The sequence below is a fragment of the Vibrio mimicus CAIM 602 genome, from assembly GCF_000338875.1.
Taxonomy (GTDB): Bacteria; Pseudomonadota; Gammaproteobacteria; order Enterobacterales; family Vibrionaceae; genus Vibrio; species Vibrio mimicus.
This window is the reverse complement of sequence record NZ_AOMO01000017.1, coordinates 1-16,012: the sequence shown is the minus strand read 5'-3', so window position 1 is coordinate 16,012 and position 16,012 is coordinate 1. Positions and strand designations below refer to the sequence as shown.

Below are 16,012 nucleotides of genomic sequence, written 5' to 3'. Positions count from 1 at the left end.
ATAAGACCGAAGCAAACGTGAAAACTACTGGTTAAGGGAAAAAAATGCACAACGGCGTGATGAAGGCATGGCTCGAGTCTTCACACTTGGCTGGCGCCAATGCAACTTACGTAGAAGACCTCTACGAACTGTATCTAAGTGATCCCGATCTGGTAAGTGAGGAGTGGAAACGTGTTTTTGATGGGCTGCCTGCGCACCCAACGAATGTGGTTGAACAACCACACTCACGCGTCCGTGACTACTTCCGACGACTCGCCCAAGAGACAAAGCATTACAATGTCCAAGTTAGTGATCCTGAAGTCGATGCAAAACAAGTCAAAGTACTGCAGCTAATCAACGCATACCGCTTCCGCGGTCATGAAGCTGCCAAGCTTGATCCCCTCGGTTTATGGAACCGTCCTGAAGTGGCGGAACTTAATCCCTCATTCCATAACTTGACCCAAGAAGATATGGAAGAAACTTTCAACGTGGGCTCTTTTGCAATCGGCAAAGACACGATGAAGTTGAAAGACATCTACCAATCTCTGCAAAAAATCTACTGTGGTTCTGTCGGTGCTGAATACATGCACATTACCGATACCGAACAAAAACGTTGGATTCAGCAGCGTCTTGAGCCAGTGATTGGTAATCCTGTATTCACGAAAGCAGAAAAACGCACATTCCTTGAAGAGCTCACTGCAGCCGAAGGTCTTGAGCGTTATCTTGGTGCAAAATTCCCAGGTGCGAAGCGCTTCTCTCTTGAAGGTGGCGATGCCTTAGTCCCAATGACCAAAGAATTGATCCGTCACGCAGGTGCCAGTGGCATGCGTGAAGTGGTGATTGGTATGGCACACCGCGGCCGCTTGAACATGCTGGTTAACGTTCTGGGTAAGAAACCTCAAGATCTGTTTGACGAGTTTGCAGGTAAGCACGGTGAAGGTTGGGGTACAGGTGATGTTAAGTATCACCAAGGTTTCTCGGCTGACTTTGCGACACCGGGTGGTGACGTACACTTAGCGCTAGCCTTTAACCCATCGCACCTTGAGATTGTTAACCCAGTAGTAATGGGTTCAGTACGTGCGCGCCAAGATCGTCTAGGCGATGAAGATGGTGGCAAGGTTCTTCCTATCACAGTTCACGGTGACTCAGCGATTGCGGGGCAAGGTGTTGTAGCAGAAACCTTCAACATGTCACAAGCCCGTGGTTTCTACGTGGGTGGAACTGTGCGTATCGTAGTGAATAACCAAGTGGGCTTTACCACTTCAAACCCACGCGATACTCGTTCAACCATGTACTGTACCGATATTGCCAAGATGGTGCAGGCACCAATTTTCCATGTGAATTCAGATGATCCAGAAGCGGTGGCGTTTGTTACGCGCTTAGCGTTGGATTACCGTAACGAATTCAAACGTGATGTGGTCATCGATCTGGTGTGTTATCGCCGTCATGGTCACAACGAAGCGGATGAGCCAAACGCAACACAGCCGCTGATGTACCAAAAAATCAAAAAACACCCAACACCTCGTAAGCTGTATGCAGATGTGTTGACCGAGCGTGGTGAGTGCGATTTAGAAACCGCCACTCAACTCGTTAACGAATATCGCGATGCATTGGATCACGGTGAGGTGGTGGTTAAAGAGTGGCGTCCTATGGCGATGCACTCGGTTGACTGGTCTCCATACCTTGGTCACGATTGGAATATTCCATGGGATAACGAATACGCGATGGAGCGATTGCAAGATCTCGGTCGCCGTGTTTGCCAATATCCGGAAAGTCATGTTCTGCATAGCCGTGTTGAAAAAATCTATCAAGATCGCCTATCAATGATTTCAGGCGAGAAGATGCTGGATTGGGGTATGGCGGAAACGCTGGCCTACGCCACTCTGCTTGATGATGGTAAACGCATTCGTATTTCTGGTCAGGATTCAGGCCGTGGAACCTTCTTCCACCGTCATGCAGTTTTGCACAACCAAAATGATGCCAGTACTTACATTCCGCTATCTCAAATTCATGCAGGCCAAGGCCCGTTTGAAGTCTTTGACTCTGTGCTGTCAGAAGAAGCGGTATTGGCATTCGAATACGGTTACGCAACCGCAGAACCAGGCGGCTTAACCCTGTGGGAAGCGCAGTTCGGTGACTTTGCCAACGGTGCGCAAGTGGTGATTGACCAGTTTATCTCCTCTGGTGAACAGAAATGGGGCCGTTTATGTGGTCTGACTATGTTGCTGCCACATGGTTATGAAGGCCAAGGCCCTGAGCACTCATCAGCACGCTTAGAGCGTTATTTGCAACTGTGCGCTGAACAGAACATGCAGGTGGTAATTCCATCTACGCCAGCTCAGGTTTACCACATGATTCGTCGCCAAGTGGTTCGCCCAATGCGTCGTCCACTAGTGGTAATGTCGCCTAAGTCTCTACTGCGTCATCCATTGTGTATATCAAGCATGGAAGATCTTGCTCACGGCACTTTCCAAGCTGCAATCGGTGAGATTGATGCATTGGATGCGGCACAAGTTAAGCGTGTTGTGTTCTGTTCCGGTAAGGTTTACTACGACTTGCTTGAACAGCGCCGTGCGAATGAGCAGCAAGATGTGGCAATTGTCCGTATTGAACAGCTGTACCCATTCCCTCTGGAAGAAGTACAAGCAGCCATTGCGAATTACACCAATGTGGTGGATTACGTTTGGTGTCAGGAAGAGCCACAAAACCAAGGTGCTTGGTACAGTAGTCAGCACAATTTCCGTGCTGCGATTCCAGCGGGTGCAGATCTGAAATACGCAGGTCGTCCAGCTTCGGCATCGCCAGCGGTCGGCTATATGTCGGTGCACATGAAACAACAAAAAGCGTTGATTGAAGACGCTCTGACCCTAGCTTAAGAACTAGAAGTATAAGGAAGATACCATTATGACCATTGAAATTCTGGTTCCAGATTTGCCTGAATCAGTTGCGGATGCCACTGTTGCGACGTGGCACAAGAAGCCGGGTGACACGGTTGCTCGTGATGAAGTAATTGTTGAAATTGAAACCGACAAAGTGGTGCTGGAAGTTCCGGCACCAGAAGCGGGTGTTTTGGAAGCGATTCTGGAAGAAGAAGGCGCAACCGTTCTTTCTAAACAACTGCTGGCTCGTTTGAAACTGGGTGCTGTTGCGGGTGAACCGACTCAAGATACGCCAGATGCTACTGAACCATCACCAGACAAACGTCATAAAGCGTCACTGACTGAAGAAAGCAATGATGCGTTGAGCCCTGCGGTTCGTCGTCTTCTTGCGGAACACAACTTGGAAGCTCACCAAGTGAAAGGTTCTGGTGTAGGTGGCCGTATCACTCGTGAAGACATCGAAGCACATTTGGCAGCGAACAAAGCTAAGCCTGCTGCGAAAGCTGAAGCACCAGTTGCAGCTATCGCTCCAGTGGCCGGTCGTACAGAAAAACGCGTACCTATGACTCGTCTACGTAAACGTATTGCTGAGCGTCTGTTGGAAGCGAAAAACAGCACTGCAATGCTTACTACGTTTAACGAAGTGAACATGAAACCGATCATGGATATGCGTAAGCAGTACCAAGACGTTTTCGAAAAGCGTCATGGTATCCGTCTTGGCTTCATGTCTTTCTATGTGAAAGCCGTGACTGAAGCGCTGAAACGTTACCCAGAAGTGAACGCATCTATCGATGGCGAAGATCTGGTTTACCACAACTACTTTGATGTGAGTATTGCCGTATCGACACCACGCGGTCTGGTAACGCCGGTACTGAAAAACTGCGATACCTTGAGCTTGGCGCAAATTGAAAAAGGTATCAAAGAGCTGGCAGAAAAAGGCCGTGACGGCAAATTGACCGTAGACGAGCTGACTGGCGGTAACTTCACTATCACCAACGGTGGTGTGTTTGGTTCACTGATGTCTACGCCAATCATCAACCCACCACAAGCGGCTATTCTGGGTATGCATAAGATCCAAGACCGCGCGATGGTGGTGGATGGCAAGATTGAAATCCTGCCAATGATGTATCTGGCGCTGTCTTATGACCACCGTTCAATCGATGGTCGTGAGTCGGTTGGTTTCCTAGTGACGGTAAAAGAATTGCTAGAAGATCCAGCACGTCTACTGCTCGATGTTTAAACAATTGATGACTCAGATTTCTGAGTGATTGATTGACAAGGGTCGGACACGCTCAACGTCCGACCTGGCTTTGGCCAAAGATTGGCTACTCGCTCAAGAGTGACCCTACAAACGTAAAGTTCAGATGAGCTGAGCTCTATGGAAGAACAATAAACAAATGGAACAACACAATGAATTTGCATGAATATCAAGCTAAACAGCTGTTTGCAGAATTCGGTTTGCCTGTACCGGAAGGTTATGCTTGTGATACGCCACAAGAAGCGTTTGAAGCTGCAGGACGCATCAGCACAGCGAAGAAAGTCGTAAAATGTCAAGTTCACGCTGGTGGACGTGGCAAAGCAGGTGGCGTTGAACTGCACGATACTAAAGATGGCGTAAAAGCCTTTGCACAAAAGTGGCTAGGTAAAAACCTAGTAACTTATCAAACAGATGCGAATGGCCAACCTGTTTCAAAAATTCTGGTTGAAGAAGCATCTAACATCGCAAATGAACTCTATCTGGGTGCGGTTGTTGACCGTTCTACTCGCCGTATCGTTTTCATGGCATCGACTGAAGGTGGTGTGGAAATTGAGAAAGTCGCAGAAGAAACTCCAGAACTGATCCACAAAGCAGCGATCGATCCACTGGTTGGCCCTCAAGCCTACCAAGGCCGTGAGTTGGCGTTCAAGCTTGGCCTGCAAGGTGACCAAATCAAACAGTTCGTGAAAATTTTCATGGGCTTAGGTGAAATGTTTGCTCAATACGACCTCGCACTGCTGGAAATCAACCCGCTGGTGATTACGGCTGAAGGCAATCTGCTGTGTCTAGACGGTAAGATCAACATCGACTCGAATGCGATGTACCGTCAACCTAAACTGCGTGAAATGCACGATGCTTCTCAAGAAGATGCTCGTGAAGCGCATGCGGCTAAATGGGAACTTAACTACGTTGCGTTGGATGGTAACGTAGGTTGTATGGTTAACGGTGCTGGCCTAGCTATGGGTACCATGGACATTGTTAACTTGCACGGCGGAAAACCAGCAAACTTCCTCGATGTGGGCGGTGGCGCGACCAAAGAGCGCGTTGCAGAAGCGTTCAAGATTATTTTGTCTGATACCAATGTAAAAGCAGTACTGGTTAACATCTTTGGTGGCATTGTGCGCTGCGACATGATTGCAGAAGGCATTATCGGTGCGGTTAAGGAAGTTGGCGTAAGCGTTCCTGTGGTTGTGCGTCTTGAAGGCACAAACGCAGAACTTGGACGTAAAGTACTGGCAGAATCTGGTCTAGATATTATTGCAGCTGTATCTCTGACAGACGCAGCTCAAAAAGTAGTTGCCGCGGCGGAGGGCAAATAATGTCGATTCTTATCAATAAAGACACTAAAGTCATTTGTCAGGGTTTCACTGGTGGGCAAGGTACTTTCCACTCTGAACAGGCGATTGCTTATGGCACACAAATGGTTGGTGGTGTATCGCCAGGTAAAGGCGGTACAACTCATCTAGGTTTGCCTGTATTTAATACGGTTCGTGAAGCCGTTGAAGTGACTGGCGCAACTGCAACAGTCATCTACGTACCTGCACCATTCTGTAAAGATGCGATTCTGGAAGCGATCGATGCGGGCATCAAGCTGATCGTGACTATCACCGAAGGTATTCCTACCACTGACATGATTGATGTCAAAGTGAAACTGGAACAGACTGGCGTTCGTATGATCGGCCCGAACTGTCCAGGTGTGATCACGCCTGACGAATGTAAGATTGGCATCATGCCAGGACACATTCACAAGAAAGGTAAAGTGGGTATCGTTTCTCGTTCTGGTACTTTGACGTACGAAGCTGTGAAACAGACTACTGACGAAGGTTTCGGCCAGTCTACCTGTGTGGGTATCGGTGGCGATCCAATTCCTGGTTCAAACTTCATCGATATCCTGAAGATGTTCCAAGAAGACCCAGCGACAGAAGCGATTGTGATGATCGGTGAAATCGGCGGTACTGCAGAAGAAGAAGCGGCTGCCTTTATCAAAGCTAACGTCACAAAACCTGTCGTTTCTTATATCGCTGGTGTAACGGCTCCTCCGGGCAAACGTATGGGTCATGCTGGTGCGATCATCTCTGGTGGTAAAGGTACTGCTGAAGAGAAATTCGCAGCGCTTGAATCTGCGGGCGTGAAGACAGTAAAAAGTCTTGCAGATATCGGCAAAGCACTGCGTGAAGTAACAGGCTGGTAATCTACCGCTATTACTTATTCAGATGATAAAAAACCCCGAACAAAGTTTCGGGGTTTCTTTTTTGCCAAAGGTAAATTTGATAAGGCGTTAAGCAACTCGTTTAAACTGAGTGAGTACAAATAAAGCTGCGGCAGAGACGACCACCGAAGGACCTGCTGGAGTATCAAAATGCCAAGATAGAGCGAGGCCTCCCAACACACTCAGCATGCCGAGCAATATTGCCCAAAATGCCATGGCTTCAGGGGTGCGTGAAAGGCGACGAGCCGTTGCGGCAGGGATAATCAATAGCGAACCCATAATCAAAGCGCCGACAAATTTCATACCTACAGCAATTACTAAACCAATCAGTAGCATCAAGATCAAACGCATTAGGTCAGTGTTGGTTCCTTCAACAAAAGCCAGTTCTTCATTCACACTAGTGGCTAAAAGAGGTTGCCAAAGCAGGTAAACAATCAGGCTAACCGTCGCAACACCTAACCAGATAAAGGTGAGGTCTGATGGGCTAATCGCAAGTAAGTCACCAAACAGATAACTCATCAAATCGATCCGCACATTATCGAGAAAGCTCACTGCAATCATACCGAGGGATAACGCACTGTGCGCCATGATACCGAGTAGGGTATCGGTCGCTATTAGCTTTTGCTTTTGCATCGCGACTAAAATGGCCGCCATGCCTAAACAGCAAACCAACAAGGCGAGATACAAATTGATGTCGAGTAAAAAACCTAGCGCTAGGCCAAGTAAGGATGCGTGCGCAAGGGTATCTCCGAAATAAGCCATTCTGCGCCACACAACAAATGAACCTAATGGACCAGCGATAATGGCAATACCAAGACCGGCGAGCAGAGACGGCAAAAGAAATTCAATCATGTTTGTGATGACCATGTGAGTGGTGTGAGCAAGCACTTGCTTTGCCTTTAACCGGTAAGCCGGATAAATCGTGGTGGTGGTGCTCGTGGTGATGTTGATAAAAAGCTAAGGTGTCCCGGCTACGATGGCCAAACATCGCCAAATAACTTGGGTGTTTAGCAATGCTCTCTGGTGAACCGGAGCAGCAAACATGGTGTTGTAGACAGATCACTTCATCCGTTTTCGCCATAACCAAATGTAAATCGTGAGAAACCATTAACACCGCACAGCCAAAGCGGTTACGTAAAGTATGAATAAGATCGTACAAGTCGATTTGTCCTTGTACATCCACACCTTGTGCGGGTTCATCCAACACGAGCAAATCGGGTCTTTGCAACAATGCTCTTGCCAGTAACACACGTTGTGTTTCACCGCCTGATAATTTGTGCATGTCATTGTGTTGCAGGTGTTCACCGCCGACCAATCTCAAGGCTTCAGTTAATTCTTGTGCACTAAAACGTCCCGCAAGTTTCAGGAAACGATTGACGGTGAGAGGCAATGTGTCGTTGAGTTTGAGTTTTTGCGGTACATAGCCGATGCGAATACCTGCTTGGCGGATAATTTTTCCTGAGTTAACCGTTTGTAATCCCAAGATCACTCTCACTAAAGTGGATTTACCTGCACCATTGGGACCGATAAGCGTAGTAATGTTGCCTTTGCTGAGATTTAAACGAATATTGTCAAGAACGCGTCGTTGATCAAAGTCGACGCAGATGTCCTGCAACTCAATCAGAATAGCCATGAATAGAACTCATTTGCAAAATGGTTATGTTATAAAGTAACATTCCGGCTCAATAAAAGCCACTAACTGGAGTGCGGCAACCATGTTACCGAGATTTCTTTTACTGAGTGTCGTTGCACTGTTTGCGAAAACAGCCAGTGCAATTGAAGTGCTCACTAGCATCAAACCGATACAGATGATCACTTATGAATTGATGCTGGGCACTGGAACACCTGATGTTCTTTTGCCATCAGGTGCTTCGCCGCATGATTATGCGCTCCGTCCTTCAGATGTAAAGCGGATTCAACAGGCTGATTTGGTTATTTGGTTTGGTCAGGATCTCGAACCCTTTATGAGTAAGTTATTAGCTGATCGTCAGTCTGCTTTGACATTAAGCCAAATCCCCAATTTAGCCCTCCACGAATACAGTGAAGAAGGGGAGCACGACCATGATGGACATCATCATGGAAGACATGACCCTCATTTCTGGTTGGGGATTGAGCAGGCAGGGCAAGTAGCCAATGCCATTACTGCAAGATTGATTGCACTAGATGAAGCGAATCAACAGCAATATCAAGATAATCTTGTTCGTTTTTTAGCTAATCTGGCAGAGCAAGACAATGTTATAGGCGAAAAGTTAAAACCAGTGACTACTGTTCCTTATTATGTTTTTCATGATGCCTATGGTTATTTTGAACAGCATTTTTCTCTCAATAACCTTGGTCATTTCACTGTTAACCCAGAAAGAAAACCGGGTGCGAAAACCTTGATTACTATAAAGCAGACACTTAATACCCAAGCCGTAAAGTGTGTATTCTCTGAACCACAATTTGAGCCTGCGATTATTGAAACGGTCGTGAGGGGAACGCCAGCGAAGGTTGGTGTATTGGATCCTTTAGGTGGTTCAATAGAGTTGAAGGCTGGGAGCTATTTTTCATTTCTCAATACCATGGCGGAGAGTTACTACTCTTGCTTGTCTCAGTCTTGATGGAATAGTGTAATAAAATTGTTATTAAATGCGGCCTTAGCCGCATTTCTCTTTTTCCGAAATTAAAATAAATGTTCTTTCTAGGCCTTTCAAACTGCATCGAAGCTAGGTATTCGTTAGAATGCATGAGAATTCGTGTTCCTATTCACTCCTAAACCTATAAAACACGAATTCTTGAATTGTCGCTGACAGGGGAACTCGTGTTGCGCACATTTTTATACGGCTGCTTGCTGAACCTCATTATTCCTTCACTGGCATTGGCGCTGGATAAGTCAATGTCGGTATTTTATCCCTTGCCTATTCAAGAGCAGGGGAGAGTCATTGTCGCTCAAAATCTCTATCTTGGTAACGATGGAGGAATTTGGGTTCATGATGTCCATGGCAAGGTCATGTATTTTGATGGACAAAATATCCTGCCGCGACGTGGCTCGGTTCTACCTCAAACCTCTAGCCATATTGTTTATGCGAATAGTGCTTTCTGGACTTTCGATCAGCATGAACTGTTTAGGACCTATCCCGGGAAACCCAAAGAGCTGATGATAAGCCTCACACCCGGTACCCAAATCAACCAGATGGGGGCATCTAATGGCATGATTTGGATGACGGATAGTGAAAATTTTTATAGTTATGAGATTCGCAGTGGGCGAATTAACTCTCTATCACTGCATGAGCTTTATCAGCTAAATAGTGCGAGTGCCGTGGTGATTAATGATGCTCAATACATGGTTTCCAAATGGGCTTTGGCAACGAATGTTGGCGTCTATTTATCTGAAGAGCACGGATTTGCACACGTTAAAAAATCAGGAAAGAGCTATATTCAAAAGCTGTATTTCTCACACAAACGCCGAGAGTTGTTAGTAGGTTCAAAGCATGGCGCTATTGTTGTCGATATTGAAAATAAGCGTACGTTGCCCGAAAAAATTGGCTCCTCTCATGTCTTATCCATTGCGGAAACAGAAAAAGAGTACTGGGTTGGTACGGAAGACGGACTGTATGTTTACTCAATTATCACGGGTAAGGTGGTTCAGTTAGAGAGTAATAACAGCGGTGATTACACCTTATTGGGTAGAAAAATCTACGCCATGGTGAACGATTTTCAAGGTGGCATGTGGATAGCAACAGATAAAGGGATCTTTTATTACTCATTATTTGGGCAACAATTCACCCGTTATGCCGCTCAGACTCTCTCAAATGATGGTAATGAAGCGAAGCTCAGTAAACCTAAGGCTTTGAATTCGGCTGGTGACTATTTAGCCATAACACAGCAGGGTCTCTATAACTTCAATTTTTCCGATGAGTTGCGTAAACATCTGATTTATCCTGGTGAGATTAATGACTTTGTCATATCGGGAGATAATGTTTGGATTGCGACAAAGAAAGGTTTAATTCGATATAACCTAAACCGCCGCAGTGTTGATACTCCGCAGTTGCCTCTCTCATTACTGCAAACGGAAGTCGATCACCTAACCATGGATAGGAATGGGAACCTGTGGGGATCGAGCAGTCATCAGATCTGGTCATTCTCACCTAAGGAGCAAACCTATACGGATTATGGTTCAGAGTGGATGGTTAAGAAGTTTTCGCCTTCGCGAATCACTCTACTTGCTGCTGTGGAAAAAGGCATTGTGATTGGCACAGAACATGGTGCTTATTCCTTGTTCGGTAAACAGATTCGCTTTGATTTTGCTAGTCACCGTTATGGTGAAATTATCCAAGCGGTAGAAGATGCGGATCGACACATCTGGGTGGTCGGATCGTATGGCGTTTTTCGTTGGCGTAAAGATCAATACGAGGCGACTCCAGTAGAGCTCATCGAGGAGAATATTCAACCTCTGTGCATTGCTGAATCAAAGCAAGGCATGTGGCTTGTCTCTTCTAAAGGTATCAGTTATTACCACCTTCAAGGCCAATTGAACAAACACTTTGGTGCTCCTTATGGCTTGGTCAGTAATGAATTTTTATCTTCATCTTGTGCTGTAGGTGGTGAACAAAGCTCTTCCTCACTCATCATAGGTTCACAGCTCGGGGTTGTTAAAGCGAATACTGAGGAATTAGCGGTTTCTAATGTGCCGAATATTCAGGTGATGTTTAGCCAAGTAAGCGTTAACCATAGCACCAAGTTGCTGGGTTATCGCATGCCGGAACCGCTGAAAATTGCTTATGGTGATGCGATTAGCTTCCAGTTTGGAGCTTTGCCTTCTTCGAGAAATCAGTCTTTAGAATACAAGCTTAATGATGATCCACATTGGCAGCGTTTTGATTGGGCGTTACTGAACTTTGACCAACTCTTACCCGGAAAATATCGTTTGAGAGTGCGCAGTGCAAACCCAACTCAACGATACCGTACCGAAGCATTATTTGATTTTGAAGTTTTGCAGCCTTGGTATATGACTCCGATGGCCATCGTTGGTTATGTTGTGACTCTTTTTAGCGTATTGGCTCTGGCTTTTTGGTGGCGTACGAGAATGATGGTGAAGGTTAACCGGAAATTAAAAGCACAGGTTGATCTAAAAACCAGTCAATTACGCCATCAGAGCAAGATTGTATTGAGTAATAACCATCAACTCCGTAAGCAACTCCAGCTGCACCACAACATCCTTGGTAAAGTTCTGGAAGGGGTTGACCCTTTACTGCGCCATTTGTCCTCCTACGCAAAAGTTCGTGGGTGGGGTGAGTTTGACATTCCTTTCTGTAAAGTGAAGCAGGAACTCGCTCAACTTCATTTTATGCACCGAGGTGATGTTGAAGAGAGTAAATATCACGATTTGCATCTATTGATCGAATCAGCATTAAAGAGTTGGCAGGAAGAATATAGCAAAGCCGCAATTCAACTGACTTATAGTGGTGAAACTCGGTTTATTGAAGTCCGTCAATTTAATCTTGACGTCTTGTTCAATGCCGTATTAACCGATGCCATAAAGCGGCTGTATAAACACCAAGAGTTGAATATACGCCTTGATATTAGGGATGCTCATGCTGTTGTCGTATTTTCCGATTATGGAGCACCGATAGAAAACATCGAATCGGTTCAAGTGAACTTGACTGGTTATGGAGCCTATCCGCTGCAAGAGTTAGTAACTCGAAGTGGAGGAGAGTTGAGAGTCTTTGCACTGCAAGAGCGTAATATTGTCGAGCTTGCCTGGCCATTAGCGACTCTTGCTGAACTTGAGCCATTTAAGTCAGATGAAAGCGAACCAGATGTAAAACCGAGCATTGATACCGTAGATAAAGAGTGGTTAAGTAAGATCGAGAATTTGATTGAACAGAACTACAGTGACCCTAATTTCACCACTTCAAGCGCCGCAAAATCCCTGTTTGTGTCGGAGCGAAGTTTGCAACGCCGCTTTAAAGCGGTAACTGGTAAAACCTTTAAAGAATCTCTTAATGAAGTCAGATTAGAAAAGGCATGTCAGAGTTTATTGGCTGGTGCCAAAATTGCTCAAGCTGCCTTTGACTGCGGATTTAATGACCCATCCTATTTCAGCCAGCGCTTCAAACACCATTTCGGATTATCACCAAGTCAATTCATCGAAGATCGAGAAGCCTAGAACGATTTGCAATTCTACGGGAATTAGTTGCGGTTTAGCGATTCTATGTGGGAATACAAAAAGAAGAGAAAAAAAAATATCGTGGTATAGCCGGGGGGACTATACCACGGGTGTCAACGACACCTTCGCTTGCTGCCGGAGTGATATGACATTGTCATATCACCTCTGGAATTCTTGTTTCTAGGAGGGATGTCCTTTCAACGAGTTCACTATAATCCTATCGACTTATTTTACTTATAAAATTAACGACAACTTCACATAGAAAAACGACAAGTAGTTTTGAGTGTTATTATCTTATTGATTTTTATTGGTTATTTATTTGGTGTCGGATTTCTCATAATGCTTTGAACTTAAGTGAAGATTTTTCTTACATCGCATTTGACGGTTTTGACGAGAGTTTTTTAACGAAAGTAACGTTGTGAGTTACTAAAGCAAACTTTGTTTTCACGCAAGAAAACCTTAAATATTTTATGGTAATGTCTCGCATTATTAATGGTAATGTTTCTTATTAACACTTTCTTTTAGAAGTTACGAAAATGAAATTGTCACAGATGAAAGCGGGCGAGCGCGGTGTCATCCTCGCATTAGAGGGCCTTTCTGACACGATCAGAAAGAAATTGATGGTTATGGGTGTGCTTCCAAACACAGAAGTTGTATTGATTCGTCGAGCTCCAATGGGGGATCCTCTCCAAGTAGAGGTACGTGGTGTTTCTATTGCTTTACGTGAAAATATTGCGGCGAATATTGAAGTGGAGAGAGCACAATGAAGTATCAAGTACTGACAGTGGGCAATCCCAACAGTGGTAAAACGACTCTGTTCAATGGTCTCACCGGAGCGAAGCAACAAGTAGGTAACTGGGCTGGCGTTACTGTTGAGAAAAAAACAGGTAGCTTTACTCATGCTGGAGATGAATTTTTATTAACGGATTTACCCGGCATCTATGCATTAGATAGTGGTAATGACACAAACAGCATCGATGAATCGATCGCTTCACGTGCTGTACTGACTCACCCAACCGACTTAATCATTAATGTGGTCGATGCGACTTGTCTTGAACGCAGCTTGTATATGACGTTGCAATTGCGTGAATTGCAACGCCCTATGATCGTTGTATTGAACAAAATGGATGTGCTTAAACGCGAGCGTGTTCATGTCGATATTAAACAATTAGAAAGCTTTCTTGGTTGTCCAGTGCTTGCACTGTCTGCGAATAGTAAAGAGCAAGTTCGTCGCTTCAAAGAGAAGCTGCATAAATTAGTAGTTCAAGGTATCGCGCTTAAGCATCTGGAACTCAATTATGGTGATGAGTTTGAGGCGTTGGTTAGCCAATTGGAACCGATGTTTGTCGGACAAACCGTGTCTGCCCGTGCTTTGGCTATTCGAACGTTAGAAAATGATTTACTGGTAATTAATAGTCTAAAAGAGTCAGAAAGGCAGAAAGTCCATCAGGTCAAAGGCGAATGTTCAATGGACATTGATTTGCTGGTAGCGAATGTTCGCTACACCTACTTGTATGAGCTTTGTACACATGTACGACGCTCCGAAGGAAAACTAAGCCATAAATTTACCCAAAAAGCGGATCGAATCATTCTCAATAAGTGGGTAGGTATTCCATTTTTCTTCGCTGTGATGTACTTGATGTTTATGTTCTCGATAAATATCGGTAGTGCATTCATCGATTTCTTTGACATAGGCGTGGGAGCTTTGTTGGTTGATGGCGGCCATTACTTACTGGATGATCATCTACCCGTGTGGTTGGTGACATTGATCGCTGATGGTATCGGTGGCGGTATCCAAACCGTTGCAACTTTTATCCCTGTCATTGCTTGTCTGTACTTATTCTTAGCGGTTTTAGAAAGCTCCGGTTACATGTCACGTGCGGCTTTTGTGCTGGATAAAGTAATGCAAAAAATCGGTCTGCCAGGTAAAGCGTTTGTGCCGTTAGTGTTAGGGTTCGGCTGTAACGTTCCATCCATAATGGCGACACGTACTCTGGATCAAGAACGGGAGCGTAAGCTTGCAGCATCAATGGCACCCTTTATGTCTTGTGGTGCACGTTTGCCAGTCTATGCGCTCTTTGCCGCAGCCTTTTTCCCACAAAGTGGCCAGAATGTTGTGTTTGCTCTCTACTTATTAGGCATTGTAGCGGCAGTATTTACCGGATTGGTTCTGAAAAAAAACGTTGTATCCAGGTGTGAGCGAAAGCTTAATCATGGAAATGCCAGATTATGAAATCCCAACTCTGCAAAACGTGGTGATCAAAACCTGGCAGAAGCTAAAGCGTTTTGTTTTGGGGGCAGGGAAAACGATAGTCATCGTTGTGACCATCTTGAGCTTTTTAAACTCCGTGGGTACTGATGGTTCTTTTGGTAACGAAGACAGTGATAAATCAGTCCTTTCAAAAGCAGCACAGTTTGTGACTCCAGTATTTACTCCAATGGGTATTACTCAGGAAAACTGGCCTGCAACCGTTGGTATCATTACAGGTATTTTTGCTAAAGAAGCCGTTGTAGGAACGTTGAACAGCCTCTATACCACAACCTCTGGTGATGAAGAGGCTGCCGAATATGACTTGTTGGGTAGTTTGCAAGAGGCATTGATGTCTATCCCGGATAACCTTGCTGGATTGAACTTTAGCGATCCACTTGGGATTGAAGTCGGTGATTTAACGGATACCAATGCAGTGGCTGAAGAGCAAGCAGTGGATGCTACTATCTTTGATAATTTACACACCTACTTTGCCAACGGTCATGTGGCGTTTGCTTATCTGATCTTTATTTTGCTCTATACCCCTTGTGTAGCTGCGATGGGAGCATACGTACGTGAGTTTGGTGCTGCGTATGCTCGCTTTATTGCTGTATGGACCATGGGACTCGCTTACGGTTCTGCTGTGTTGTACTACCAGATCACTCATATCGCGGAACATCCTATGTCTAGCGTAGTTTGGATCGTGTTCATTTCTGGAATTGCCTTTGCGATTTATTGGATGCTGAAGCAAACGGGAAGAAAGCAAAAAATGATTGAGGTACCTGTCGCGTGATTTTGACTAAGCTCCGAACGGCTATTGAAGAAAAAGGCAACATAACTCGTCAAGAATTAGCACGCCGTTTTTCTTTGAGCGAAGATGGCGTTGATGCGATGCTTTCGGTATGGATTAAGAAAGGTGTGGTATCACGCCAGCAATACACGAATGCTGAAGATGCGATCGTTCGGGTGCGTTATGTGATCAATCGTGAAGGTGACTTAGCTGTGAGTGTTACCATGTAAGCGTGGGGTCACAGCTTAAAAATGTTGTTAAGAAAAAAGCCGCGTAATGCCTGTCTCTTGATCACATTTCATGCTCAAGAGACATTGCAAGCTCGTAACCTTCAAGGATGGTTTGTAGTTTGAACCATCCTTCCCAAAGTCGCTCCCAGCCCACTATTCCTGTTCGTTTACTATCGTGCCACCCAGCTAATTTCCCTAAGCCAAGATAAGCCCAGCGCACTGTTGGCGCGTGTTTCGGCGGTTTGCTTTTTTCTACCTTTAGCCATAACAA

Annotated in this window: 10 protein-coding genes and 2 pseudogenes; 9 read left to right on the top strand and 3 right to left on the bottom strand. The window is 45.3% G+C overall.

Features of this window, described 5'->3' with window-relative positions:
- Positions 1-44: 44 nt before the first annotated feature.
- The 4 genes from sucA to sucD all read left to right on the top strand — a co-directional run bounded on the left by sucA (position 45) and on the right by sucD (position 6,307).
- Positions 45-2,855 carry a 2-oxoglutarate dehydrogenase E1 component gene (gene sucA / locus D908_RS16205; RefSeq protein ID WP_000551467.1) on the top strand — a complete coding sequence of 937 codons (2,811 nt, stop codon included), beginning with the start codon at positions 45-47 and terminating at the stop codon, positions 2,853-2,855.
- Positions 2,856-2,883: 28 nt separating this feature from the next.
- Positions 2,884-4,098 carry a 2-oxoglutarate dehydrogenase complex dihydrolipoyllysine-residue succinyltransferase gene (gene odhB / locus D908_RS16210; protein WP_005522651.1) on the top strand — a complete coding sequence of 405 codons (1,215 nt, stop codon included), beginning with the start codon at positions 2,884-2,886 and terminating at the stop codon, positions 4,096-4,098.
- A gap of 170 nt (positions 4,099-4,268) precedes the next feature.
- The gene (gene sucC, locus D908_RS16215) at positions 4,269-5,435 is read left to right on the top strand and encodes an ADP-forming succinate--CoA ligase subunit beta (RefSeq protein WP_001048577.1); all 1,167 of its coding nucleotides are present in this window, start codon (positions 4,269-4,271) and stop codon (positions 5,433-5,435) included.
- Entirely contained in the window at positions 5,435-6,307 is an 873-nt protein-coding gene (gene sucD, locus D908_RS16220; RefSeq protein WP_000025475.1) for a succinate--CoA ligase subunit alpha, read from the top strand. Before sucC ends, sucD begins: the two co-directional genes overlap by 1 nt.
- 87 nt (positions 6,308-6,394) lie before the next feature.
- On the opposite strand, the gene znuB is transcribed toward sucD, so the two are convergent.
- Together znuB and znuC are read right to left on the bottom strand one after the other, a co-directional pair.
- Positions 6,395-7,177 carry a zinc ABC transporter permease subunit ZnuB gene (gene znuB / locus D908_RS16225; protein ID WP_005519624.1) on the bottom strand — a complete coding sequence of 261 codons (783 nt, stop codon included), beginning with the start codon at positions 7,175-7,177 and terminating at the stop codon, positions 6,395-6,397.
- Complete coding sequence (gene znuC / locus D908_RS16230; RefSeq protein ID WP_005522648.1) at positions 7,170-7,958, bottom strand: zinc ABC transporter ATP-binding protein ZnuC; 789 nt, start codon at positions 7,956-7,958, stop codon at positions 7,170-7,172. The genes znuB and znuC overlap by 8 nt, the downstream gene beginning before the upstream one ends.
- Before the next feature lie 82 nt (positions 7,959-8,040).
- On the opposite strand from znuC, the gene znuA reads away from it, so the two are divergent.
- The 5 genes and pseudogenes from znuA (at position 8,041) to D908_RS16250 (ending at position 15,741) form a co-directional block, all read left to right on the top strand.
- The gene (znuA, locus tag D908_RS16235) at positions 8,041-8,925 is read left to right on the top strand and encodes a zinc ABC transporter substrate-binding protein ZnuA (RefSeq protein ID WP_005522646.1); all 885 of its coding nucleotides are present in this window, start codon (positions 8,041-8,043) and stop codon (positions 8,923-8,925) included.
- A gap of 200 nt (positions 8,926-9,125) precedes the next feature.
- Positions 9,126-12,473 (top strand): AraC family transcriptional regulator, encoded by a 3,348-nt coding sequence (locus D908_RS16240; RefSeq protein WP_005522644.1) that lies wholly within the window; start codon positions 9,126-9,128, stop codon positions 12,471-12,473.
- A 536-nt stretch (positions 12,474-13,009) separates the two neighbouring features.
- The gene (locus D908_RS16245) at positions 13,010-13,240 is read left to right on the top strand and encodes a FeoA family protein (protein ID WP_005510237.1); all 231 of its coding nucleotides are present in this window, start codon (positions 13,010-13,012) and stop codon (positions 13,238-13,240) included.
- Positions 13,237-15,514 (top strand): annotated as a pseudogene (feoB, locus tag D908_RS0118885) (Fe(2+) transporter permease subunit FeoB). The gene D908_RS16245 and the pseudogene feoB overlap by 4 nt, the downstream one beginning before the upstream one ends.
- A complete protein-coding gene (locus D908_RS16250; RefSeq protein WP_005522642.1) occupies positions 15,511-15,741 on the top strand; it encodes a FeoC-like transcriptional regulator in 231 nt (76 codons plus the stop codon). The pseudogene feoB and the gene D908_RS16250 overlap by 4 nt, the downstream one beginning before the upstream one ends.
- Positions 15,742-15,802: 61 nt before the next feature.
- Here D908_RS16250 and D908_RS16255 read toward each other — a convergent pair.
- Positions 15,803-16,012 (bottom strand): annotated as a pseudogene (locus tag D908_RS16255) (IS4 family transposase); the annotation flags it as partial.